Annotated in this window: 21 protein-coding genes and 1 riboswitch; of the genes, 7 read left to right on the top strand and 14 right to left on the bottom strand. The window is 62.9% G+C overall.

The window, feature by feature from the left end:
* Positions 1-100: 100 nt before the first annotated feature.
* Positions 101-595, bottom strand: a complete 495-nt coding sequence (locus EKO19_RS13295) for a ClpX C4-type zinc finger protein (RefSeq protein ID WP_217705312.1) — start codon at positions 593-595, stop codon at positions 101-103.
* 146 nt (positions 596-741) lie between these two features.
* Here EKO19_RS13295 and EKO19_RS13290 point away from each other — a divergent pair, with 146 nt between their 5' ends.
* A complete protein-coding gene (locus EKO19_RS13290; RefSeq protein ID WP_129776875.1) occupies positions 742-1,230 on the top strand; it encodes a GNAT family N-acetyltransferase in 489 nt (162 codons plus the stop codon).
* Between the two features lie 89 nt (positions 1,231-1,319).
* On the opposite strand, the gene EKO19_RS13285 is transcribed toward EKO19_RS13290, so the two are convergent.
* From EKO19_RS13285 to EKO19_RS13230, 12 genes are all read right to left on the bottom strand, one after another.
* Positions 1,320-2,249, bottom strand: coding sequence for an AgmX/PglI C-terminal domain-containing protein (locus EKO19_RS13285; RefSeq protein WP_129776874.1), 930 nt, complete (start codon positions 2,247-2,249; stop codon positions 1,320-1,322).
* A gap of 14 nt (positions 2,250-2,263) precedes the next feature.
* Positions 2,264-2,830: an ExbD/TolR family protein gene (locus EKO19_RS13280; protein WP_129776873.1), complete on the bottom strand. Its 567-nt coding sequence runs from the start codon at positions 2,828-2,830 to the stop codon at positions 2,264-2,266.
* Positions 2,827-3,333, bottom strand: coding sequence for an ExbD/TolR family protein (locus tag EKO19_RS13275; RefSeq protein WP_129776872.1), 507 nt, complete (start codon positions 3,331-3,333; stop codon positions 2,827-2,829). Before EKO19_RS13275 ends, EKO19_RS13280 begins: the two co-directional genes overlap by 4 nt.
* Before the next feature lie 40 nt (positions 3,334-3,373).
* Positions 3,374-4,066, bottom strand: a complete 693-nt coding sequence (locus EKO19_RS13270) for a MotA/TolQ/ExbB proton channel family protein (protein ID WP_129776871.1) — start codon at positions 4,064-4,066, stop codon at positions 3,374-3,376.
* A gap of 85 nt (positions 4,067-4,151) precedes the next feature.
* The gene (locus EKO19_RS38600; RefSeq protein WP_175597046.1) at positions 4,152-4,631 is read right to left on the bottom strand and encodes a hypothetical protein; all 480 of its coding nucleotides are present in this window, start codon (positions 4,629-4,631) and stop codon (positions 4,152-4,154) included.
* A gap of 8 nt (positions 4,632-4,639) precedes the next feature.
* Complete coding sequence (locus EKO19_RS13260) at positions 4,640-5,290, bottom strand: tetratricopeptide repeat protein (RefSeq protein ID WP_157995241.1); 651 nt, start codon at positions 5,288-5,290, stop codon at positions 4,640-4,642.
* A gap of 10 nt (positions 5,291-5,300) precedes the next feature.
* Positions 5,301-8,132 (bottom strand): tetratricopeptide repeat protein, encoded by a 2,832-nt coding sequence (locus tag EKO19_RS13255; RefSeq protein ID WP_129776869.1) that lies wholly within the window; start codon positions 8,130-8,132, stop codon positions 5,301-5,303.
* Positions 8,129-10,078: a tetratricopeptide repeat protein gene (locus EKO19_RS13250; RefSeq protein WP_129776868.1), complete on the bottom strand. Its 1,950-nt coding sequence runs from the start codon at positions 10,076-10,078 to the stop codon at positions 8,129-8,131. Before EKO19_RS13250 ends, EKO19_RS13255 begins: the two co-directional genes overlap by 4 nt.
* Before the next feature lie 3 nt (positions 10,079-10,081).
* Entirely contained in the window at positions 10,082-10,660 is a 579-nt protein-coding gene (locus EKO19_RS13245; protein ID WP_175597045.1) for an AraC family transcriptional regulator, read from the bottom strand.
* A gap of 131 nt (positions 10,661-10,791) precedes the next feature.
* Positions 10,792-11,337 carry a TlpA family protein disulfide reductase gene (locus EKO19_RS13240; protein ID WP_129776867.1) on the bottom strand — a complete coding sequence of 182 codons (546 nt, stop codon included), beginning with the start codon at positions 11,335-11,337 and terminating at the stop codon, positions 10,792-10,794.
* 72 nt (positions 11,338-11,409) lie between these two features.
* A riboswitch (cyclic di-GMP riboswitch) is annotated at positions 11,410-11,494 on the bottom strand.
* A 280-nt stretch (positions 11,495-11,774) separates the two neighbouring features.
* Positions 11,775-12,008, bottom strand: a complete 234-nt coding sequence (locus EKO19_RS13235) for a hypothetical protein (protein ID WP_129776866.1) — start codon at positions 12,006-12,008, stop codon at positions 11,775-11,777.
* A 50-nt stretch (positions 12,009-12,058) separates the two neighbouring features.
* Positions 12,059-12,796, bottom strand: a complete 738-nt coding sequence (locus tag EKO19_RS13230) for a hypothetical protein (protein WP_129776865.1) — start codon at positions 12,794-12,796, stop codon at positions 12,059-12,061.
* A gap of 359 nt (positions 12,797-13,155) precedes the next feature.
* On the opposite strand from EKO19_RS13230, the gene EKO19_RS13225 reads away from it, so the two are divergent.
* The 6 genes from EKO19_RS13225 to EKO19_RS13200 all read left to right on the top strand — a co-directional run bounded on the left by EKO19_RS13225 (position 13,156) and on the right by EKO19_RS13200 (position 19,919).
* Positions 13,156-13,737 (top strand): ECF-type sigma factor, encoded by a 582-nt coding sequence (locus tag EKO19_RS13225; RefSeq protein ID WP_217705311.1) that lies wholly within the window; start codon positions 13,156-13,158, stop codon positions 13,735-13,737.
* Entirely contained in the window at positions 13,734-16,508 is a 2,775-nt protein-coding gene (locus EKO19_RS13220) for a serine/threonine-protein kinase (protein WP_129776864.1), read from the top strand. Before EKO19_RS13225 ends, EKO19_RS13220 begins: the two co-directional genes overlap by 4 nt.
* A gap of 86 nt (positions 16,509-16,594) precedes the next feature.
* Positions 16,595-17,437, top strand: a complete 843-nt coding sequence (locus tag EKO19_RS13215; RefSeq protein WP_129776863.1) for a lipid-binding SYLF domain-containing protein — start codon at positions 16,595-16,597, stop codon at positions 17,435-17,437.
* Between the two features lie 175 nt (positions 17,438-17,612).
* Complete coding sequence (gspG, locus tag EKO19_RS13210; RefSeq protein WP_129776862.1) at positions 17,613-18,068, top strand: type II secretion system major pseudopilin GspG; 456 nt, start codon at positions 17,613-17,615, stop codon at positions 18,066-18,068.
* A 57-nt stretch (positions 18,069-18,125) separates the two neighbouring features.
* Positions 18,126-18,446 (top strand): thioredoxin family protein, encoded by a 321-nt coding sequence (locus EKO19_RS13205; protein WP_129776861.1) that lies wholly within the window; start codon positions 18,126-18,128, stop codon positions 18,444-18,446.
* A gap of 27 nt (positions 18,447-18,473) precedes the next feature.
* Complete coding sequence (locus EKO19_RS13200; RefSeq protein ID WP_217705310.1) at positions 18,474-19,919, top strand: DHA2 family efflux MFS transporter permease subunit; 1,446 nt, start codon at positions 18,474-18,476, stop codon at positions 19,917-19,919.
* 22 nt (positions 19,920-19,941) lie between these two features.
* Here the strand turns inward: EKO19_RS13200 and EKO19_RS13195 are convergent, their stop codons facing one another.
* Positions 19,942-21,300 (bottom strand): M20/M25/M40 family metallo-hydrolase, encoded by a 1,359-nt coding sequence (locus tag EKO19_RS13195; RefSeq protein ID WP_129776860.1) that lies wholly within the window; start codon positions 21,298-21,300, stop codon positions 19,942-19,944.
* Between the last annotated feature and the right edge of the window lie 20 nt (positions 21,301-21,320).

Raw genomic sequence — 21,320 nt, 5'->3', positions numbered from 1 at the left:
ATGATCCCGGCTGCCCCCGGGCCAGGCAAATGCAGGCGTTGAACGGCGTGCGGGTGGGGACGGGCGGTCGAAACGACGGGCCTATGTCACATTCCGGCACTCAGTTGCCGAGCTCGTCCCCGCCGTCGGTCTGGAAATCGCCGTAGAACTCTTCGACGCAGTTACGGCAGATGGTCGCCGTCGGCGACTCGATGATGCCTTCGACTTCGAACGGGCGTTTGCCGCAGAAGGAACATCTCAGGCCCGCGGTTTCGGAGTCGTAGTACGCCAGCGCCTCTTCGAGGGTGACGTGGGTGTCGATCCAGCGCTCGCTCACGCCGGGATAGTTGCGCTCGATGGCCTGCTTCGCCTGTTCGACGGTTTCGGCATCGGCGATGGCGAGTGAGATCCACTCCTCGTCGCAGTAGAACACCAGCGGCCCTGGCTGCGCGCCCAACCCGACCGCGATGGCCAGCCTCGGCACCTGCGCAACCATCGCCTCGTCCGTGAACAGCGAACCGGACTGGCAATAGGGAATGTCGTCCACGAAGGCATACGACACGACTCGCGCCGCGTCGATCACGGGTGGAGGTGGATTGCGGTGGTCGTCGCTCATGCAGGTCGAGGTCGGAATGCCTTCATGGATAGAAACGTCACGAGCCGAAATAAGATCCGTGCCTACACCTTTCCGCTGTCATGGCCGCGCCGGCCCTGTTGTGTATCTTCCAGCCCGCCAATGGGTTCATCTAATCTCCGGCAAGCATGCCCCTTTGCACCATCGTACTTATCACGGCGGTCTCGCCGGAACTCGTCGCGACGGCACGCGATTTATTCAAAGAATACGCCCACGCTTTGGGCATCGATCTCGAATATCAAGGATTTGCCGCCGAGCTCGGCGCACTGCCCGCCCCATACGCAGCTCCGCGCGGCGCGTTGTTCATTGCATACGTGGATAGTGAAGTGGCCGGCTGCGCGGCATTACGACCGCTGGACGACAGTTCGGGAGAAATGAAGCGCTTATACGTGCGCCCGCACTATCGCAGCCTGGGAGTGGGCAACCAACTGGTCAACGCCATCATCGACGCCGCCCGACAGGCGCACTTCCACACGCTGCGCCTCGACACACTGCCGAGCATGACTTCGGCCCAGACGCTATATCGCAAGCTCGGCTTCATCGAAACCGCGCCGTATAACGACAAGTATTTGCCGGGCACGCGGTTCTACGCGCTGGACCTGACCAATAGATCGTAACTTGCGAGCCCGGGCAGAAGCCGCGCTGACTCTGATAATGACCGAGGCCCGCCGGATTGGCGGGGCCGCAGTAGCGCAGCTCTCCCGTCTTACGCCGGGAAGAAATCGATCGGCTTGGTCACCGTGATCGTGCCGACATCCTTCGCTTCGAAGCGGAACGACTTCACGCGGGCGACCAGTTTGCGCTCCAGCTCAGGATCGTTGAGCTCGCTCGACACGATGTCGCAGCGTTGAACCGAACCATCGGCACCGATGGTCAGCTCGAGCACGACCTTGCCTTGCAGATCCGGCTTGTCACGCAGCGCGCGCGTGTACAGCGCGTAGATGGCACCCTTGTTGCGATCGAAGACCAGGGCGATCTCCTCTTCGCTACGCGTCGCCTTGCCACTGCCGGCAGCTCGCTGCACTTTGTCTGCTGCCTGCTGAGTGAGTACGGCCGACGTTGCTGTCGTCGTCGAGCCGCCTTCCAGCGAGCCTTGACCGCCACCATAGCCGCGGCTCAGCGCGGCGGTATTGATGCCACCGCTGCTCGCACCGACCTTGGATGTCAGCAGCGAACGTTCCGAACGGGTCGACTCACCGACCTTGCCCGTCAGGTTCTTGGTCTGCTGGGCCTTGTCGATCACCGACATGTCGCGCAGATCGGCGAGCTGATCCATCACGTTCGCCATCTGCTTCTGCGCGCGTTCGCGAGCGGTCGGCTGAGGCTTGGGCTCAGGCTTCGGCTGCTCCACCGGCTTGACCGGCTCCGGCTTCTTCTCCTCCACTTTCGGTGGCGGTGGCGGCGGTTCCTTCTTCTCGATCACCAGCTTGACGATGCGATCGGGAATCGCGGGCGCCTTCACCTGGGAGCGCTCGGGCACCGGAATCAATGGAATCAGAATCGCGAAGATGGCGAACACGATGAACGCGTTGCGCACCACCTTGCGGAAGCGTGCTTCGACTTCCTCGGTCGGCGACCAAGGCAAGTCATATAAACGGTAGTAAGGGGCCAATCCGGTGCTAATGGCAGTGCTCATGAGTGGCGCGCTCCTCAGCTACCCACGGCGTTCGACGAGGAACCGTTGAACGCGGCCGTGCGTCCGGCCGCGGTCGCGCTGACCTTGGAGCCTTCGCGCTCGACCACCGCCAGCGACACCTTGCCGTAGTCGGCATCGGTGCAGGTCGCCATGATCTTGCGAAGCACGCTGTACGGCGTGTTCTTGTCACCCATGATGGTGACTTCGCGATCCTTGATCTCCTGCTTGGCGGCGTCCGCCAGCACGGTATCGGCCTGGCCCTGCAACGCCGCCTTGAGCGGCTGAATCACCGGGTCTGTCGCGTTGATCACGTCGGCGACCTTGGCGATGGCCTTGCCATCCACCAGCAGATCTTCCTTGGTGATCATCACCACCACGCTCGGCCGCGGCTTCTTGTCCGAGAGCGAGGCTGGAATGGAAATCGCCTTGGTGTTCGGCAGGATGTCCGTGTCGGAGTTGTGCACGAGCAGGAACACCGTGAGGATCATCAGCATGTCGATGAACGGCACCAGCGTCATGTGACCGCCGGCTTCGGCACCGCCGTGCTTGCGACTGCGATGGCGTTTGATTCGATTGATCATGTCGGCGCGTCTCCCACGGACACATCCGGGAACAGCTCGCCGTAAGTCCAGCTGTTCTCGGCCACGCTGAAGACACGCACCGTGTCCATCACCTGCACCAGCGTGTCATAGGCAATATCCGGCTCGAGCAGAATGGTCGCGTCGGTCTTGTCGGGATATTTGGTCTTCACCAGCTTCAGGTAGTCCTGCAGCCCGACCAGATCGTAGCCCTTGTCGTTGGTCGGCACGCTCTTGAGCAGCCCGGTGCCGCGATCGGCGATCTCGATCTTGTCCTTGCGAATGATCACTTCCAGGTTCAACCCCTCGGGCAGGTCCGGCACCGCACTGTCGGCGCCCGGCAGGTTGAGCTCCAGAATATTCGTCTTGGTGAACACCGCGGTGAAGATCAGGAAGAACACCAGGATGATCATCATGTCGATCATCGGCACGACGTTGATTTCGTGCCGGCCACGGTAGCGCGCATGATTGCGCGTAACCCGCCGCTGTGCCTTGGACTGAGCCATTGTTTATCCCTTTGACGGACCGCTGTGGCGTTCCAGGTGGTCAGGCGTGAGCGGCCCGGCCGCGCGAGGGCGCCAGATCGTCGTTGCCACCGTCCACGTCCTGGCGACGCTCCACCACCGAGTTCATGAACTTGACCGAAGCGATTTCCAGGCTGTCGATCATCTTGGTGGTCTTGGCTTCCAGGAACATGTGGGCCAGCAACAGCGTGATGGCGCAGAACAGGCCCGAGGCCGTGTTGTTCATGGCCACCGAGATGCTGGCCGCCAGCAAGCTGGCCTTTTCCGCCGGGTTGGCCTGCGCGATCGAGGCGAACGCCGCGATCAGGCCGATGACGGTGCCGAGCAGACCGGTGAGCATGCCGATGTTCGCCAGCGCCGACAGATAGTGAGTGCGCTTCTCGGCGCGCGGGATGATTTCGAGCAGGCTCTCGTCCATCGCCTTCTCGACGTCGTCGCGACGACGGGCGCTGGCGAGGCGGGCGATGCCGTAGTTCAGCACCGTCGCGATCGAGGCCTTGGACTTGGAGGTGATGGCCACCACCTGCTTGAAGTTGCCGCTGTTGATCAGCGGCACGACCTGCGCCCACAGACGACGGTTCTGGGTCGTCTCGTTGGTCAGGTAGATGAAACGTTCGATGGTGATGGCGACGCCGATCACGAAGATGGCGGCGAGCGGATACAGGAAGAATCCTCCCTCGCGGAAGAAATTCACCATGAAATGTATCAATTCCATCGTCGTAGGACTCCTATGCGGTGCGGAACTCGAATACCGTGTAAGGCGCGCTTTATCGCCTTACATAAACCAAGCGTGCTGCGACCTACTTCTCACTGCTCGGAGGTGGCGATGCGGGTGCGTCGGCACCGCCATGCATTGCACCGTAGTAGGTCACTTCACGACGAAAAACGTCACGATCCACCGGCGTCAGTGCTTCATCCAGCAGCGTGTTGAACGGCTGCGCGGGCAGATCGCCGAGATCGGATTTTTTCCAAGGCACGATGTACAGCACCTTGGGCAGTTCGCGATTACCGGTGACGACCGTGGTGTCGAGGTTCAAACGATCGTTACGCACGACCGCTTGCGGGCCACCGGCACGTTGTGACGTCGCGGCTGGCTGCGCGGCCGGTGTCGGCTCAGCCGTGGCCGGCGGTGACGAAGGCGTTACATTCGTCTTGCTCGTATCGACGGCGGGGCCAGCCTGCGTCGCTTCTTTAGATAACGTGCCCGGCTGTTCGGCCGCGTGCACGGCAGCCGACGTCAGGATCAGCAGCAAGGGCAGTGTGAAGCGCATGGTGCTCATAGCGGTGCTCATTCGGCGGTTTGGGCACTTCGCGGCTCGGCGCCGATCCGTTTCTTCAGTTCGGTCACCCAGCCATTGACCTTCGCATCCGGCGAGGCGGCCGTGGCCAGATAACGCTCATAGGCTTCCAACGCGCGCTGCGGCTCATTCAAATACAAGTCGCACAGCACGCCCAGATTCAACCAGGCCAGCGCGTAGTTCGGATCGATCTGCACCGCGCGCGTATAGGCGTCGTTGGCATCTTTGAACTTGCCCTGCTTGCGCTGAATGATGCCGAGCTGATTGAACGCCGCGGCGTTGTTGCCATTGCGAGCGATGGCATCGCGAACCGCTTTCTCGGCCTCTTCCAGCTTGCCGGCCTTGGCGTGCAGAATGCCCAGGTTCAGCAGCGGCCCGGAATACGACGGATACGCAGTCGCGAGCGAGCGGAATCCCTGCTCGGCGGTGGCGAGATCGCCGGAGCTCATCGCGTTCACGGCGCGATCGAACTGCTGCACAGCCTCGGGCGGCAACACCGGCTCGGCGGGAGCAGCCGCGGCCGCCTCGGCACCTGCCTTCTCTTGTTTGGCATCTGAACCCGTCGGCGCGGAACCGCAACCCGACAGCAACAAACCGAGCAACGCGCCGACGATCAGCCCGCGAATGCCAGGGCGATCCATGTGAGCGCTGTTAAGGCAACGTCGGCACATAGTCTTCACTGATCTCGGTCTTGGCGTAACGCGCCGGCTTCAACTTCGCCAGCACATCGAAGCTGCGCTGGACCCATTGATCGTAAATGCCGTCGCCGGTGCGCTGGACATTGGTTTCGTGCAATTCGATGGCCTTTTCCTCGAACGGAAACGCCTGTTCCTCGAGCAGCACGTCGTACTGTTCCTTGGCATCGGCGTCGAGATTCTTCGGCCGCTCCGAAGCCATCAGGTCCGCGCCCAGCTGACGATACAATTCGGCCATGCCGTAAGTTGCCTGCGTAGTCACCTCGGCCACGCCGTAGTCGAGGGCCTGACCGTACACCGCCAGGGTCTTCTCCATGGCGTCGCGCTTGGTCTTCAGCGACTTGTTCAACGGCGCGCTCAGCTTGACCGACTTGAACAACGCCACAGGCACGTCGGCGGTTTCAATGGTGGCCTTCGCCGCCAGATACTTACTGCGATCGGTACGAGCCGCACCGGCGGATTTATCGGCGCGAATGATCTCATCCAGCCACTGCGACCGGACTTTCAGGTCGTTTTGGGCTTTCGCCATATCGGCGAGCTTCTGGCGGGCATCCATCGCCGGATCGAGCGGCGACGGATACTGTTTCACGTAGTTCGCATACAACCGGGCCGCGTTGGTCGGCGACCCTGCTTTGTCATAGAGCTCGGCCGCCTGCCACAGCGCCGCGCGGCGGACTTCGACCGGCTCCTGGTCACGCGCAGCCACGCGCTCCAGCTCGGCGGCAGCCTGCGTGCCACGACCCAATTCGAGATAGGCGACCGCGAGCGATCGGGTCGCGTCCGGCACCAGCTCGTGATTCGGATAGTTGCGACGGAATGTTTCCAGCACCTGCGCGGCCCGTTCCCATTCCTTGTTTTGCAACAGGATGCTCGCGGCGTCGTATTCGGCGTTGGAGCGCGCCTTCGAGTTCGGCGCCAGCGCGGCGACCCGCAGGAAGTCGTCGACCGCGCCGGTCGAATCGCCCGCCGTGCGTTTCGCTTCGGCCTGTTTGTAAATCGACGCCGCGATGCGCTCTTCGATGTTGGCGCGATCCGGATCGTTCGGCGGCAGGAACCCCTGCACCTTCACGTAAGCCGCTTCAGCCTCGCCGAAGCGGCCGCGATCGAACAGCGAGTGCGCCAGCAACGTCGTGGCCGAACGCGCCAGCTTGCGCTCGACCGGCGGATTGCGTTCCAGAATCAAGGTCGACACCTCGATCACGCGTTCGAAATCGTTCAGCGCGAACAGATCTTCATCCGCCTTGGTCTGCACGCGCGCCGACTCAGGATGCTCGGGGAAGCTGGTCGCGAACATCAGCGCGCTTTCGATGCCCTGCTGATGCCACACAGCCTTCGCCTGGCCTTGCAGTGAGGGTTCGTGTTTCTGGTAAGAAACCAGTGCGGCATAACCGGCCGCGGCGGACTTCGGATGCGCCGGATAGTCGTACGCAGCCGTTTCGTATTCCTTGGCCGCTTCGGCGAAGCGACCCGATTCGAACAACACTTCCCCCAGCGTGAAGCGGTTGCCCGGCGATTCCGGATCTTGCGGGAAGGAGTCGAGCATGGCGCGATACCAGCGCGCCGCGGCCGCATAGTTCTCCGGCTTCTTGTCCTTCTGCGCCAGCGCGTAGTAGTACTCGGCCAGATCCTTCTGGTTGGACTTCAACTGCGCAGCGACTTCCGGCGCATCGGCGACCGTACGCTCACGCCAGAAAGCGGAACCGAACGCATAACGTTCGACGAAGGATTGTTTGCCCTCGATGACCAGTTGCGCGAAGCCGCCCTTGCCGTACGCCTCGATGGTGCGCATCTGTAACGACGGCGCGTAACGATCGTCGGGGCGACGTTTGGCGAACGCTTCGAACGCCAGCGCCGCGTCCTGATAACGTTCCTTTTCGATGTAGAAATTGCCGAGCGCCTCATACAACTGATGCGCATACGGCGGATCGCCTCGCTGCGCCAGGGCCGCGTCGAGCGACTCCGGTCCGTCGAGATCCGAATAAGTGATGGCGATGGCGCGCAAGGCGTCGTCGGTGAGCTCGCGCTCCGGACGACTCAACGAATCGCGCGCGCGCAAGCGACCGTCCTGAACCAGCACGCGATCCAACATGCGCAGGAATGCCGAGACACTTTCTTCGCCGCGCGATTGTTTGAACAGCGACCAGCCGAGCTTGTACAAGCCCTGTTCGAAGAAGCCTGTATCGGCACCCGGCGTCGTCACGGCGACGTACGCATTCTCGGCGTCGCGATAACGACCGAGGCTGAACAGGATTTCGCCGCGACGGAACTGAGACTCCACCAGCCACTGGCTGCGCGGATACGTCGTCACCAGCTTGTCGAGCACGGCCAGCGCTTTCTCAGGCTGCGCTTTCGCTTCATAAGCGCGCGCCAGCTGATACATCACGACATCGTTGCGATCGTAATTCGGATAGGACTTGAGCAGCCCTTCATACAAGGTCACGGCTTCATCGACGCCGAGACCGCCGAACTCAGCCTCATTGGCGCGAGCGTCCTCGTCGACCTCGACCTGCAGGTCGCCCAGACGGCGCATCGCTTCGGCGCGCATCTTCTCGTTCTGCGATTCCATTTCGAGGAAGCGGCGGTACTGCTCGATCGCCTGCTGTGCCTTCACGTTGCTGGGCGGATCGGGATCGACCTTGACCTCTTTCTTCTCGAGATCGCGGATGGTGCGCGGAGGCTGCTTGGGAGCAGCCTGTTCCGCGGCGAATGCCGGCATGGCGAGCGCGCTCGACAGCGTGAACGCAATCAGCATGCGAAGTTTGTGAGATTTGCTGACTGAAGCGCTCATTGCGCGCCTCCCTTGTCAACGTTGCTCTCGCCGGTAGCGCTGCTGCCCGTCGCCGCCTTGTCATAGATCGAGGCCAGCGCGAAGCGCGCTTGCAACGAATAGGCGGCGAGACGCTGCTTCTGCGACTCCAGCTCCTTGATCGCGACGGCGGCGAGATATCGATTCTGCGCCTGAGCCGTAGCTTCGAGCCGCGCCGTCAAACCATCGATGCGCGGCGGCAGCGTGGCCACGCGACGCGCGAATTCTTCCGTGCGAGCGGGATAGTCGCCGCGAGCACGCTCGACCAGCACCGACCGGCGACGCGCTTCTTTGTAAGCCACGTCCAGCTCACGCAATTCCTTGCGAGCTTTCCACAAGCGCGCCTTGTAGCTGCCATTGAAATCCCACAGCAGCTTGCCGCGGATCAGACGCGCCTTCTCGCGCATCTCCTGCACCATCGGATCGTTCTGGTCGGCCTTGGCCAGCACCGCTTCGATCTGCTGGACCTTGGCCCATTGTTCCTTTTCCTTGGCGGTGGCCAGCGATGACACATCATTGTCGCGTTCAGTCGCGGTCAAACGCGATTCCAGATCGTTCTTGTGCGCTTCCATCGCATCCAGGTCGACCGTGTCCAGCGTCTTCTGCAACACCGGTAGACGTTGATCGAACGCATGGCGCCGCGTGTCCACCATGTCCTCGAACGCCTGCACGCTCAACGCCCAGGTGGCGAGATTGCGTTGCATGAGCTTGAGGTCGCGATAGTTCTTCAAGCCTTCCTGAAACTCGTGCGTGGCCAGGAGGTGATACAGATAGCGGGTCTCGGGCGCGTCCGGCAGATTCTGCAGTTGCCAGTACCAGCCGACCTGATCGGCCTTGTCGTTCTCGACGATGGCATCGAGCAGCTTGCCATCGCGAATGGCCTGGATGGATTGATCGATGCGCGTGGACTCAGCCGCGAACGCCTGGACTGCGTTCACATACTGTTCCGCCGCCTGACCGGTGGCGTCGAGCTGGGCATAGGCATAGGGAATGGCGAGATACGATTCCTGCACCGCTGCGTCGAGCATGTCGCGCTCGCGCAGTTCCATCCACGGCGCGAGCGCCTTGTTGAATTTCTTCTCCGCCGAGTCGGCCCAGCCGACGGCGAGCAGCGCCTTGTTCGACTGCGGGCCTTCGAGCCGCACTCGCTGCAATACTTTCTTGGCGTCTTCGGGACGATTGGCCTTGAGCCAGGCGAAACCCAGCGCGAGGTTGGCCTTGTCGCGCAACGCCGCCAGCTCTTCGGTCGGCGCCGCGATCTGACCGACTTCGTTCAATAGCTCGGCCGCTTCCTCGACGCGCTCCTGACGAACCAGCGCGACGCCGATGTTGAAGCGCGCATACGACGACCACACGTCGCCGCCTTTACCCACCGGCTGCCACCGCTCCAACGCGCGAATCGCTTCGTCATAGCGGTTCAGGTACATCAGCACCTGCGCTTCGAGCAGATGACGCTCCGGCTCCAGATCGCCGGGCAGCGCGCCGCGAATCGAAGCGAGCGCGGTCGCGGAGTCTTGCAGATAGTTACGTTGGTACCAGACTTTCGCGAGATAGAACCAGGCGCGATTGCGCACATCGAGCGGCACGTTGTCGTTCAACAATGCCTTGAAGATGCGCCCCGCTTCTTCGTGCTGACCCAGCGACAGATACAAACCGCCCTTGAGCAGCTCGGCCTCGACGGCGTGATGACTCACGCGATTGAAATCCTGCGCGGCGCCGAGCCGCGTCAGCGCCTGCAGATAATCGTCCTGATAGAAATAGAACAGCACGTCGCCCCAATGCAGATCGCGCACGACCTGCGGGGTGCCGACCAGCGGCCGCGGTTCGGGAGGCTTTTTCTCCTTGGCCACCGCCGGGCTGGTAACCCCCATTGCCATGAATTGGGCGAGCAGCACCGCGACCAGGACTTTGTGACCTCGGCCCGGCACGGGTTATTCCCATTCCTTGACGATGAACTCGGGCTGCGCCTTGAGCGCCTTGTCGCTGATCTTCAGCTCGACGTACTTGGCGCCGACGCCCTTCTCCAGCTTGATGGTCGCGCCACGGCGATAGTCCCGCTGATTCGGGCCCTGGCCGGTGAACAGCGCAATCAGCTCGTGCTCGCCCGCCTTGAGATTGCCGATGAACACGCGATGCACGCCACCCTTGAGCAGTGCCTGCGCCTCGCGCTCGGTGTACAGATAGTTGGCGACTTCCTTGTTGTCGAGCTTCAAGGTCACCGAGTCGAGCGCGAAGAATTCACCGACATCCATGGACACGAACACCGCCACCTGAGTGTTGGCCGGGAACAGCAGCTCTTCCTCGAGCACGAACAGCTCGCGGTTCAGATCGAGCACTTCCTTTTTCAACGCCTGCACTTCTTCGTCGAGGCTCTTGAAGCTGTCGCCGCCACCCGCGGGGGCGGACGATGCCGTCGCGCTCGAGTCAGTCAACGGCGTGGTGGTCGCGGCAGGCGCATCTTGCGCGGTCGACTGCCCGGCTACGAACAGCAGCGGCAGCAACGTGGCCAAACATGTGATGAGTAATTTTGGGAGGCTCTGACGCAGCATGACAGTGTCCGGGAAAAATCCGTGGATGGTGCTCGGAGTTCGATACGAGTTCGATTCGATTGGCGAGGCGGATCCGTTGCGGGCGGCGCGAGTCACTCGTTCAGCAGTTCACGCAGCTTTTCGGTGTAACGCGCTTCATAGCCGACCTTGTAGCCCTCGGATACGTAACGCACCACACCCTCACGATCGATCAGCACCGTCAGTGGCATGGTGCTCGCCTGATAGGCGCGGCTCACTTCTTTGCGAGCGTCGAACAGCACCGGATAGCTGACTCGCAACGTCTTGGCCATTTCACGCGCCGAGTCCAGATTGCTTTCCTCATCCAGGTTGACGCTGAACAGCACCAGACCGGCGCGACGATACTTGCCGTAAATTTCATCGAGCAGCGGCATTTCCTGGCGACAGGGACCGCACCAGGTTGCCCAGAAATTGATCAGCACCACTTCACCGCTGTGCTCGGACAGGCGCACGTTGGCACCGTCCCACGAGCGCAGCGCGAAATCGGGCGCGGGCTGACCGACCAGCAGGCTGGCCGGGATGCCCACGGCGGGTCCGAGCAGCAACAGCGCCAGCAATGCAAAGCGTGGCAACCGGGCGGAAGCACGGAGCGGCGGGCGAGCTTGTGAGGACTGTGACATCAATCTTTATTCGTCGCCGGACACGCGGTGAGGCAGCCGATCGGCGCCTCCCCGATTAAATGAGAGGCCGGCGCTGGCAACCCCGCTGTCCTAGGAGTGTTCCCTTAGACCGGTGGCTTTGCGTCCCCACCTTTCGGTGAGTTTGCCCTTGCATGAGGCGGCACCTGACGTGAGCGTGGCTACCCCTCTGACAACGCCAGCTAGGGTGCTATACGCAGCGCAAATATGTCAACGAACGAAGTGTGATGCCAGCGGCGCAAAACCGCGACGGGCCTGTGACTTACCGCACATTTCAAAGGTCTGTCGGTAGGCGACGACACCGCATCGACGCCTGTATCCGTACACAGACGACTGACAGCCTTTCCTCCCACTGCAATAGCTGCAGCGAAGTGCGGCCGGAGGGAGGGGTCCGGCCGCACCCGCATTACGCCTGCCGGTTAGATAGGCGCTTTCGGAGCTTCGTAATCAGTCGACGCGGCCGTGGCTTTCCACATCGCGATCATCTCCGGCGTCACGGTCTGCGTTGATGGCTGATTGTCGGACGGCAACGTGATCTGCTTCTCGACCATTCGCTCACGCGCGGCCGGTTCGTGACCGTACAGGAACGTGCTGGCAACGGCGGTCCCGAGGGTCAGCAACATGGCGGCGCCAACGGCGATACGCTTTTTCATCTGTTTCTCCAACTCAAATTAGATTCAAAACGGTTTCGAGGATTCGTTTGTTACGCGAGCACCGGACGCTTGCCGCCCGAGTCGCCGTCAGTGAAGTTGAGCACCGGGCGCTTGCCACCCGAGTCGCCATCGGCCAGCGTCAACACGGGGCGCTTGCCGCCGGAATCACCATCGGTGAAGCCGAGCACCGGGCGCTTGCCACCCGAGTCGCCATCGGCCAGCGTCAACACGGGACGCTTGCCGCCGGAATCACCATCGGTGAAGTTGAACACCGGGCGCTTGCCGCCCGAGTCACCATCGGCCAGCGTCAACACGGGACGCTTGCCGCCGGAATCACCATCGGTGAAGTTGAACACCGGGCGCTTGCCACCCGAGTCGCCATCGGCCAGCGTCAACACGGGACGCTTGCCGCCGGAATCACCATCGGTGAAGTTGAACACCGGGCGTTTGCCACCCGAGTCGCCATCGGCCAGCGTCAACACGGGACGCTTGCCGCCGGAATCACCATCGGTGAAGTTGAACACCGGGCGCTTGCCACCCGAGTCGCCATCGGCCAGCACCGGACGCTTGCCGCCGGAATCACCATCGGTGATGTTAAATACCGGGCGCTTACCACCCGAGTCGCCGTCCGCCAGCACGGGGCGCTTGCCGCCCGAGTCGCCATCGGTGATGTTAAATACCGGGCGCTTGCCACCCGAGTCGCCGTCCGCCAATTGCGCGCCGAAGCTCGCGTTGGAAGCAAACAGAACACCCGCCACCGCCATCGAAATTGCAAATACGTTACGCATGACAACAACCCCTCCCGGGAAAAGTGCTAAAAAACGCCAGCTGACTGGCTCGATCACTGGTGTAAGCGATGTCCCTTTGAGAATCCCGTCACAGCCCCTCTGGACAAGCGGAAGAAAAAGGGAACAATCAGTACATCGCTCAGCCGGAATTTCGGGAGATCCCGGAAATCAATCGGTTGAGCCGGATTCAGGGACGGCCGTAGGACGGTTTTGGCGGGCGGCTCGCGGCACAGCGCAGTCGCTAAGTGAGAAACTGTCGCAATCGAGCCAGTAAACTAGAGACAGACAGGCCCCGAATCGGAGACCCGCAACTGAGCAACACAATCGCAGCGGCCATTCCACCGCCCGACCGGCAGGCAGTGACAAGGCTGTTGTCTGCGTGGCAGTCAGGGGACACGCGCGCCCTGGAACGACTGACGCCGCTCATATATGAAGAGCTGCGTAACCGCGCCCGCCGCTATATGAAACGCGAGCGGCCGGGCCATACCCTGCAGGCCACTGCCGTCGTGCACGAAGCATTCGTCAAGCTCGTCGAGATGAATGTCTCGTGGCAGGACCGTGCGCATTTCTTTGCTGTGGCCGCGCGGCAGATGCGACGTATTCTGGTGGATCACGCCAAGACCCGGTTTCGTGAGAAACGCGGCGGCACCACCACGGGTTCACTGAACGATTTCGACATGGACGTGCTCGATCTCGGTCCGGCCACCGCGGGCGATATCGACGTGCTGGAAATCGACGAGGCCCTGCAGCGCCTGTCCGGCAACAATCCCCGCCTCGCGGAGATGGTGGAACTGCATTATTTCGGCGGCCTGACTTATCAGGAGCTGTCGGAGACGCTGAAGGTCTCCGAGGCCACCGTCGATCGGGAAATCCGGCTCGCCAAGGCCTGGATCCTGCGTCAGATCCGACCGGCACGGAATCGCGAACCCGAAGCGTCATGACGCTGGAACAGCCAGGGAAGAACGTCGACGACCGCTGGGAGCGTTTGCAGGATCTGTTTTCCCGCGCCGTCGAGCTGCCGGACCGCGAACGGGAAACGTTCATCAGCGCCGAGACCGGCGACGATAAAGAGCTCAAGGACGAGTTGCTGGAGCTGCTGGCCTGCGATGTCGGCCAGTCCACCGGCCCGCTGACCCACGCGCTGGGCGCCGCCATCGACGCCACCACTCGCGACCGACGCAAGGCGCTGGTCGGACGCGTCATCGGCAATTACAAACTCGCGTCCATCCTCGGCCACGGCGGCACCGGCACGGTCTATCTGGGCGAGCGCGCCGATCGCCAGTATTCGGCCCAGGTCGCGGTCAAGATCGTCGATAACGCGACCATTCATGGCGATCTCGGCCTGCGCTTCCGCGCCGAGCGCCAGATTCTCGCCAGCCTGAATCACGCCAACATCGCGCGCCTGCTCGATGCGGGCGAAACCAAGGACGGTCAGCCGTACCTGGTGATGGAATATGTTCACGGCGAGCCGGTCGACCGGTACTGCGACCGGCAGCAGCTGGATCTGAACGCGCGCCTGAAACTGTTTCTGGAAATATGTAACGCCGTCCAGTACGCGCACCAGAACCTGATCGTTCATCGCGACCTGAAACCGGCCAACATCCTGGTCACCGCCGAAGGCGCGCCCAAACTGCTGGATTTCGGCATCGCCAAGCTGCTGGATACCGGCGACGCCGCGGCCATGCTGGCGCTGACCCGCATGAACGACCGGCTGCTCACGCCGGAATATGCGAGCCCCGAGCAGATCATGGGCCGCCAGGTCACCACCGCCAGCGACGTTTACGCGCTCGGCGTCGTTTTATATGAATTGCTCACCGGGCTGCGGCCGTACACCGTGCCCTCCTCGGCCAGCCAGCTCGAGCTGGAACGTTCCATTTGTATCACCGACCCGCAGCGCCCCAGCACCGCGGTGAAAAAGGCCATCGACGCGGCCGAGGCCGCCGAAGGCGAGTCGCCGATCGCGGCGATCGCATTGGCTCGCGGCCTGCAGCCGGATCGTTTGCAAAAACGTTTGCTCGGCGACATCGACTCCATCGTCATGCGCGCGCTTCGCAAGGAGCCGCAACATCGTTATGGATCGGTCGAACAGCTGGCCGCCGACCTGCGCCGTTATCTGACGGCCGAGCCGGTGGTCGCGCGCCAGGGCAACTGGCTGTACTACTCGCAACGTTTCGTGCGACGTCATACGTTCGGTGTGTCGGCCGGCGCATTCTTCATCGTCGTCATCGTCGCCTTCGCCGTCGCGATGTCGTTTCAGAACCAGCGCATCGCCGCCGAGCGCGACAAAGCCGCCAACGAAAGCAAATCGGCGCAAGCCGTCTCCGAATTCATGCTCGACGTCTTTGCCGCGGCCGAGCCGTTCAAAGCGCAAGGCAGAGAGATCACCGCGCGCCAACTGCTCGAACAGTCGGGACTGCAGGTGCGTGCCGACAAAGGCATGCGTCCGGAAGTGCGAGCCCGCCTGCTCGCTTCCATCGGCCGCGCATTCCGCCGCAGCGGCGACCCGGAACGTTCGCTGAGTTATCTCGAAGATGCCGTGCATCTGCGCCGGCAAATGCCGAACGCGGGCGGCTTGCCCGCCGCGGAAGACATGTCCGAACTGGCCGTGACCTTGCGGATTCTCGGCGACATGAAGGGTTCCGCGCGTGTGATCAAAGAAGCGATGGCGATCTGCGACCGGATCGGCGGCCAGCGCACGCCGACGTACGCGACGCTGCTCACCAACCGTGGTCGCGTCGAATTCGCCGGCGGCGACGTGACCCGCTCACGCCAGTCCTTCGAGCAAGCACTGGCCTTGAACCGTCAGGTGCGCGGACCGAACGATCAGGAAGTGGCCGTCGTGCTGCTCGACCTGTCGCTGGTGTTCATGTGGATGGACGATATCCCGTCGGTGGAACGGGTCACGCGCCAGGCCGTGGATATTTTCCGCCTGACCGCGCCCGACCTGCATCCCGATCGCGTGCTCGCCGAGACCCGCCTGGGCGAAGCGCTGCTGATGCAGAATCACATCAATGAAGCGGGCGTGATGTTCGAAGCCACGCTGGAGAAACAGCGCATCCTGTTCGGCAACAACAGCCGCCAGGTCGCCGAAGTGCTCGACTCGCTGTCGCAGATTCGTCGCGCGCAAGGGCAGCTGGCGGAGTCGGAGCAGTTCGCCGCCGAGTCGCTCAGCTCCGCCGTGAATGCGATGGGCGCCGAGCACGCGTACACGCCGTACTTCCGCACGGCCTATGCAGCGGTGCTCATGCGTCGCGGGAAATACAGCGACGCCGAGCGCGAGCTGCGACATTCGCTGGACACGCTGGCGAAGACGCGGCCAGCCGATCATCAATACGTCTGCTCGGCGGAGCATCTGCTGGGTGAAGTGCTGCTCGAGACCAATCGCCTGACCGATGCCGAAGCGATGCTGACGGCGGCGATGAACCGCTGGAAGCGCACCGATGCACCGGCCTGGCGTTCGGCCCGTTCGGCAAGCGCGCTCGGCGAAGTGCTCTTCAAGCAGGGCCGCATGCGCGAGGCGGAAACATATCTGACCCGCGCTTACACCGAGCTCGCGGCCGACGACAGCGCCGATCGCGACGTGCGCATCAAGGCACGCCAGCGCGTCGAGCACTTCTATATCGCCAACGGTCAGCGCGAGAAGCTCAACGACCTGATGCTCGCCACCAGCGGCACCGCGCCCGACCACTCACCGCAAGCGCGTCCGAATTAACCACCAGGCACGCCCCTGGGGCTTGAACCCATCGCTTCTGCTACAGTCTCAGGAATAAGAGACTCATTGTAGGAGTGACGCCACCGATGCTCACACGATCCAACCTGTTCGCGACCAAGCTCGCGGTGCTACTGCTTTCCTGCGCCATCACGACCGGAGCGGTCGCCGGCGAGCGGCAGGACGCACGCCTGCTCACCTCGACACAGGTGCTGAGCGAGCTGATGCGCATGCCCGAGCAGAATATTCCTACCTGGTTGCTGGAGCGCGCTTACGCAGTTGCCGTGATTCCGAGCGTCATCAAGGTGGGCCTCGGCATCGGCGGTCGTCGCGGCAAGGGCGTGCTGGTGGTACGCAAGGATTCGGGCGCGTGGAGCAACCCGACCTTCATCAATCTGACCGGCGGCAGCTTCGGCTTCCAGGTGGGCGTGCAATCGGCCGACGTCGTGCTCGTTTTCACCTCAAAACAAAGCATCGAAGGCATCGTCGGCGGCAAGGTGACCTTGGGCGCGGACGCCTCGGTCGCGGCCGGCCCGATCGGGCGCCAGAGCTCGGCGGCTACCGATATCGGACTCACCGCGCAGGTGTATTCGTATTCGCGCGCCAGTGGCCTGTTCGCCGGCGTGGCGCTCGACGGCTCGGCCATCACCATCGACGGCTCCTCGAACGAATCGTTCTATAAGAAGCCCGGCATCCTCGCCAGCGAGATCATCCGCTCCGATGCGCCGGCGGCTCCGGCACCGGCCGATCAATTCATCGCTGCCGTCCAGCGCTCGGCCACCGGCGCTGCGCCCGCCGCCCCGGTCCATGCGCCAGCGCCGACCGCACCGACCGAAGCGCCGGCATCGACCGCCAGCAGCGGCTCGGGTCAAAACGGCGTGCAGACCTACCCCATGGAAGACCCACACCCCGGTCAGGAACCGCCGCAGTAACGATGCAGTGAATCTGGGGCCGCGAGCCGAGTCGAACTCGCGGCAAGATGCCCCATCTAACGGGTCCAGCAGCAGTGATCTGGGCCGTACCCAGTTTGCGGGCACGATCCATCCGGATATGATCCGCGCGGCCCGACACGGCAGTCGGCATGTATTACAGCGCAACGAGATTGCAATGAAATCGACTCACAAATTCCAGCGCAGCGGCGGTTTCACCCTGATCGAAATCATGGTCGTGGTGGTGATTCTCGGCATCCTGGCCGCGATCGTCGCCCCGAACGTCATGCGTCGAATCGACGACGCGCAGCTGACCAAGGTGTCCAGCGACCTGCGCACCATCGAGACCGCGATGAACCTGTATCGCATGGACAACTTCCGTTATCCGACCACCGAACAGGGCATCAAGGCGCTCTACGAGAAACCGAACGACTCCAGCGTCCGCAACTGGAAGCAAGGCGGCTACCTCGACCCGAGCGCGCGCAAGGATCCGTGGGGTAACGACTATCGCTACGTCTACCCGGGCACGCACGGCAAGGAATTCGACCTGTTCACTTACGGCGCCGACAACCAGGAAGGCGGCGAGGGTCTGGATGCCGACATCGGCAACTGGATCACCGAGAAACAGCAATAACAGCGCACGCAAAAGCCGACTTACGACCGTGCAGTCGGCTCGCTAGAATTTGGCGCCATGAGCGCCTATACCGAGAGCGCGCCGTCGCGCGCTGAAGTCGACGCCTTGCCGGGCGCGACCGTGATCGAATTCGGTACCAACTGGTGCGGCTTCTGCGCAGCCGCCCAGCCTCACATCGAGCAGGCGCTCGCGGCGCATCCCGATGTACGACATTTGAAGATCGAAGACGGGCCGGGCCGCCCGCTCGGCCGCTCCTTCCGGGTCAAGCTGTGGCCGACGCTGGTCTTCATGAAGGACGGCACCGAAGTCGCGCGAGTCATCCGTCCCAGCTCGGCGCAACCGATCCGCGACGCCGCCAGGCAGATCGATCCCACCTGACAGCCCATCGATGGCTAAGCTGCGCGTGTGACCCCAGCGCCCTCCCTCGCCATCGTCCAACGCTACCTGCCCTGGCTGGTCGGCGCCGTGCTGTTCATGGAGACGCTCGACTCGACCATCGTGAACACGGCCGTGCCGACCATGGCGCACAGCCTCGGGGTCACGCCGCTCAGCCTCAAAGCCATCGTCACCAGCTATATCCTCGCGCTGGCCGTCGGCATTCCGGTCAGCGGCTGGCTCGCCGACCGCTTCGGCACCCGCCAGCTGTTCACCGCCGCCGTCGCGATCTTCACGGTGTCCTCGGTGATGTGCGGCCTGTCGTTGAACGCGCCCATGCTGGTGGCCGCCCGCATCCTGCAAGGACTCGGCGCCGCGATGATGACGCCGGTCGGACGGCTCGCCATCGTGCGCACGTTTCCAAAGTCACAGCTGCTCGACAAGATGAACTTCGTGATCATCCCGGCGCTGATCGGTCCGCTGCTGGGCCCGACGATCGGCGGCTTGATCGTGCATTGGTGGTCGTGGCGCGAGATCTTTTTCGTCAATGTCCCGGTCGGGCTGGTCGCGCTGTGGATGAGCCGTCGTTACATGCCGGAATATCGCAGCGACTCGCCACGGCCACTGGATGTGGTCGGGCTGGTGCTGTTCAGCTCGGGCGCGGCGCTGCTGTCCTGGTTGCTGGAAGTCTTTGGCGAGCACCGCCTCGACGTCACGTCCAGCGCGATTCTGTTCCTGGTGTCGTTCGCACTGCTCGGCGCCTATGCCTTCCACGCGAATCGCACCGAATATCCGCTGCTCAACCTGCAGCTGTTCAAGACGCGCACCTTTCGAGTGTCGGTGCTCGGCGGCCTCATCACTCGACTCGGCATCGGTGGCCTGCCCTTCCTGCTGCCGCTGTTCTATCAGCTCGGCATGGGCATGCCGGCGTGGCAATCCGGCCTGATGATGATGCCTTCCGCCATCGCCGCGATGACGGTGAAAGCGGCGGCTCCGCACCTGCTCCGCCGCTTCGGCTATCGACGCGTGCTGATGGTGAACACGGTCATCGTGGGCCTGATCATCGGCTCGTTCGCGCTGGCGGATCGGAACACACCGCTGGTCTTGATCGTGCTGCTGAGCTTCCTGGTGGGATCGGGCAACTCGATGCAGTTTTCCAGCATGAACTCGCTGGCCTTCGCCGACATCGATGCACGCAGCTCGAGCATGGCGAACACCATCGCCAGCACCATGCAACAGATGTCGATGAGCTTCGGCCTGGCATGCGGCTCGTTGCTGACGGGTTGGTACTTGGGCGGGTTGCCGCAGACCGATCAGATCGCGGTCACGAATGCATTGCACGCCGCGTTCATCACGCTGGGCATCGCGACGATTGTTTCTTCCCTCAGCTTCTGGGCTTTGCATGCCGAGGATGGCCAGGCACTGACGGCGAAGAGCGAAACGCCGGGAACGACGCGCGAGCCCGTCACCAACTAGCGACGGACCCGCGCGTTTGGTATCAGCGCGCCAGATCCTTCAACAGACTGTTCCAATGCGCGAGCGCGCCGTCGATGGACGACACCGGCACCCGCTCATCCAGACCGTGCGAGAACTCATCCGAGTCCTTCATGAACAGGCCGGACACGCCGTAGCTCGGCACGCCCTGCGCCCGGAAATGCATGCTGTCGGTCGCGCCCGCCGACATCGACGGCACGATGGACAAGCCCGGGTAGTTGGCATGCACCGCCTTGGTTACGGCGGCCATCACGTCCTTGCGCAAAGGCGACGCGTCGCTCGCTACCGAGCCCGTGGTGACCTGAGTAATCTTCACTGCCGGCTCGGCTGCGACTTCGCCCAGCGTCTTCTGCACCTCCTCCACCGACGTGCCCGGGAAGATGCGGCAATTGATGTTCGCCTCCGCCTTCTGTGGAAGCGCATTGGTCGCATGACCGCCGTCGATCATCGTGGCCACACAAGTGGTACGCACCTGGCCAACGTAGCTCGGATCCTCCGACAAGGTCGCGATGGCTTGCGCATCCTCGGGATTCGCCAGATAGCGCTTGATGGCTTCGGCAGTCGGCCCGGACAACTTCGGCAGGCTCTCGCGGAAGTAGGCCATGGTCAGCTCGTTGTGCTTGGACGGGAACTGATACTTGCCGATGCGATCCAGCGCGGCCGCCAGCTGATTGATGGCGTTGATCTTGCCGGGGCGGCTGGAGTGTCCGCCGGGATTGGTGACGGTCAGCTTGAAATCCGCGTAGGTCTTCTCGCCCGCCTGCAGGCCGTACACAACCGGCTTGCCCTCTTCGGACAACAGACCGCCGCCGGCATCGCCATTCAACGCGAGCTCCGCGCCCTTGAACTGCTCGGCGAGCTTGCGAGTGCTGACCATCTGCGTTTCTTCGTCGCCCGAGAACGCGAGGATCACGTCGCGCTTGGGCTTCCAGCCGTCCCGCTTCAACCTGGCCATCGTGGCGACGATCATGGACACTTCGAACTTGTTATCCACCGAGCCACGGCCGAACACATAGCCGTTTTCGAGCACGGGCGTGAACGGATCGCGCTTCCAGTCCTCGCGCTTCGCTTCCACCACGTCCATGTGGCCAATGACCACGATCGGCTTCAACTTGCTGTCGGTGCCCTTGTAGCGCGCGACCAGCGTGGCGGTGTTCGCCACCGGCTCGACGACGACATCGCCCGGCGCATAGCCGGCCTGAACCAGCACGCCCTTCAGATACTCCGCATAGGCCGGCACCTGACCGGCACCGTCCACGGTCCGGAAACTGATCGACTTCTGCAGGATCTCCAGTGCTCGATCATGCAACGCCTGATCCACGGCCGGCTTGCCGGCCGCCGCGGCACCGACTGCAAAGCTCATCGCGGCACATCCGATCAGCG

Origin of the sequence: Peristeroidobacter soli (assembly GCF_004138485.1) — a bacterium.
GTDB lineage: Bacteria > Pseudomonadota > Gammaproteobacteria > Steroidobacterales > Steroidobacteraceae > Steroidobacter > Steroidobacter soli.
Note: the sequence above shows the minus strand (reverse complement) of the source record. Positions and strands in the feature narration are given on the sequence as shown.

Coding starts and splice junctions, on each gene's coding strand:
- EKO19_RS13295 (WP_217705312.1), bottom strand. CDS start 595: ATGAGCGACGACCACCGCAATCCACCTCCACCCGTGATCGACGCGGCG.
- EKO19_RS13290 (WP_129776875.1), top strand. CDS start 742: ATGCCCCTTTGCACCATCGTACTTATCACGGCGGTCTCGCCGGAACTC.
- EKO19_RS13285 (WP_129776874.1), bottom strand. CDS start 2,249: ATGAGCACTGCCATTAGCACCGGATTGGCCCCTTACTACCGTTTATAT.
- EKO19_RS13280 (WP_129776873.1), bottom strand. CDS start 2,830: ATGATCAATCGAATCAAACGCCATCGCAGTCGCAAGCACGGCGGTGCC.
- EKO19_RS13275 (WP_129776872.1), bottom strand. CDS start 3,333: ATGGCTCAGTCCAAGGCACAGCGGCGGGTTACGCGCAATCATGCGCGC.
- EKO19_RS13270 (WP_129776871.1), bottom strand. CDS start 4,066: ATGGAATTGATACATTTCATGGTGAATTTCTTCCGCGAGGGAGGATTC.
- EKO19_RS38600 (WP_175597046.1), bottom strand. CDS start 4,631: ATGAGCACCATGCGCTTCACACTGCCCTTGCTGCTGATCCTGACGTCG.
- EKO19_RS13260 (WP_157995241.1), bottom strand. CDS start 5,290: ATGGATCGCCCTGGCATTCGCGGGCTGATCGTCGGCGCGTTGCTCGGT.
- EKO19_RS13255 (WP_129776869.1), bottom strand. CDS start 8,132: ATGAGCGCTTCAGTCAGCAAATCTCACAAACTTCGCATGCTGATTGCG.
- EKO19_RS13240 (WP_129776867.1), bottom strand. CDS start 11,337: ATGTCACAGTCCTCACAAGCTCGCCCGCCGCTCCGTGCTTCCGCCCGG.
- EKO19_RS13235 (WP_129776866.1), bottom strand. CDS start 12,008: ATGAAAAAGCGTATCGCCGTTGGCGCCGCCATGTTGCTGACCCTCGGG.
- EKO19_RS13230 (WP_129776865.1), bottom strand. CDS start 12,796: ATGCGTAACGTATTTGCAATTTCGATGGCGGTGGCGGGTGTTCTGTTT.
- EKO19_RS13220 (WP_129776864.1), top strand. CDS start 13,734: ATGACGCTGGAACAGCCAGGGAAGAACGTCGACGACCGCTGGGAGCGT.
- EKO19_RS13215 (WP_129776863.1), top strand. CDS start 16,595: ATGCTCACACGATCCAACCTGTTCGCGACCAAGCTCGCGGTGCTACTG.
- gspG (WP_129776862.1), top strand. CDS start 17,613: ATGAAATCGACTCACAAATTCCAGCGCAGCGGCGGTTTCACCCTGATC.
- EKO19_RS13205 (WP_129776861.1), top strand. CDS start 18,126: ATGAGCGCCTATACCGAGAGCGCGCCGTCGCGCGCTGAAGTCGACGCC.
- EKO19_RS13195 (WP_129776860.1), bottom strand. CDS start 21,300: ATGAGCTTTGCAGTCGGTGCCGCGGCGGCCGGCAAGCCGGCCGTGGAT.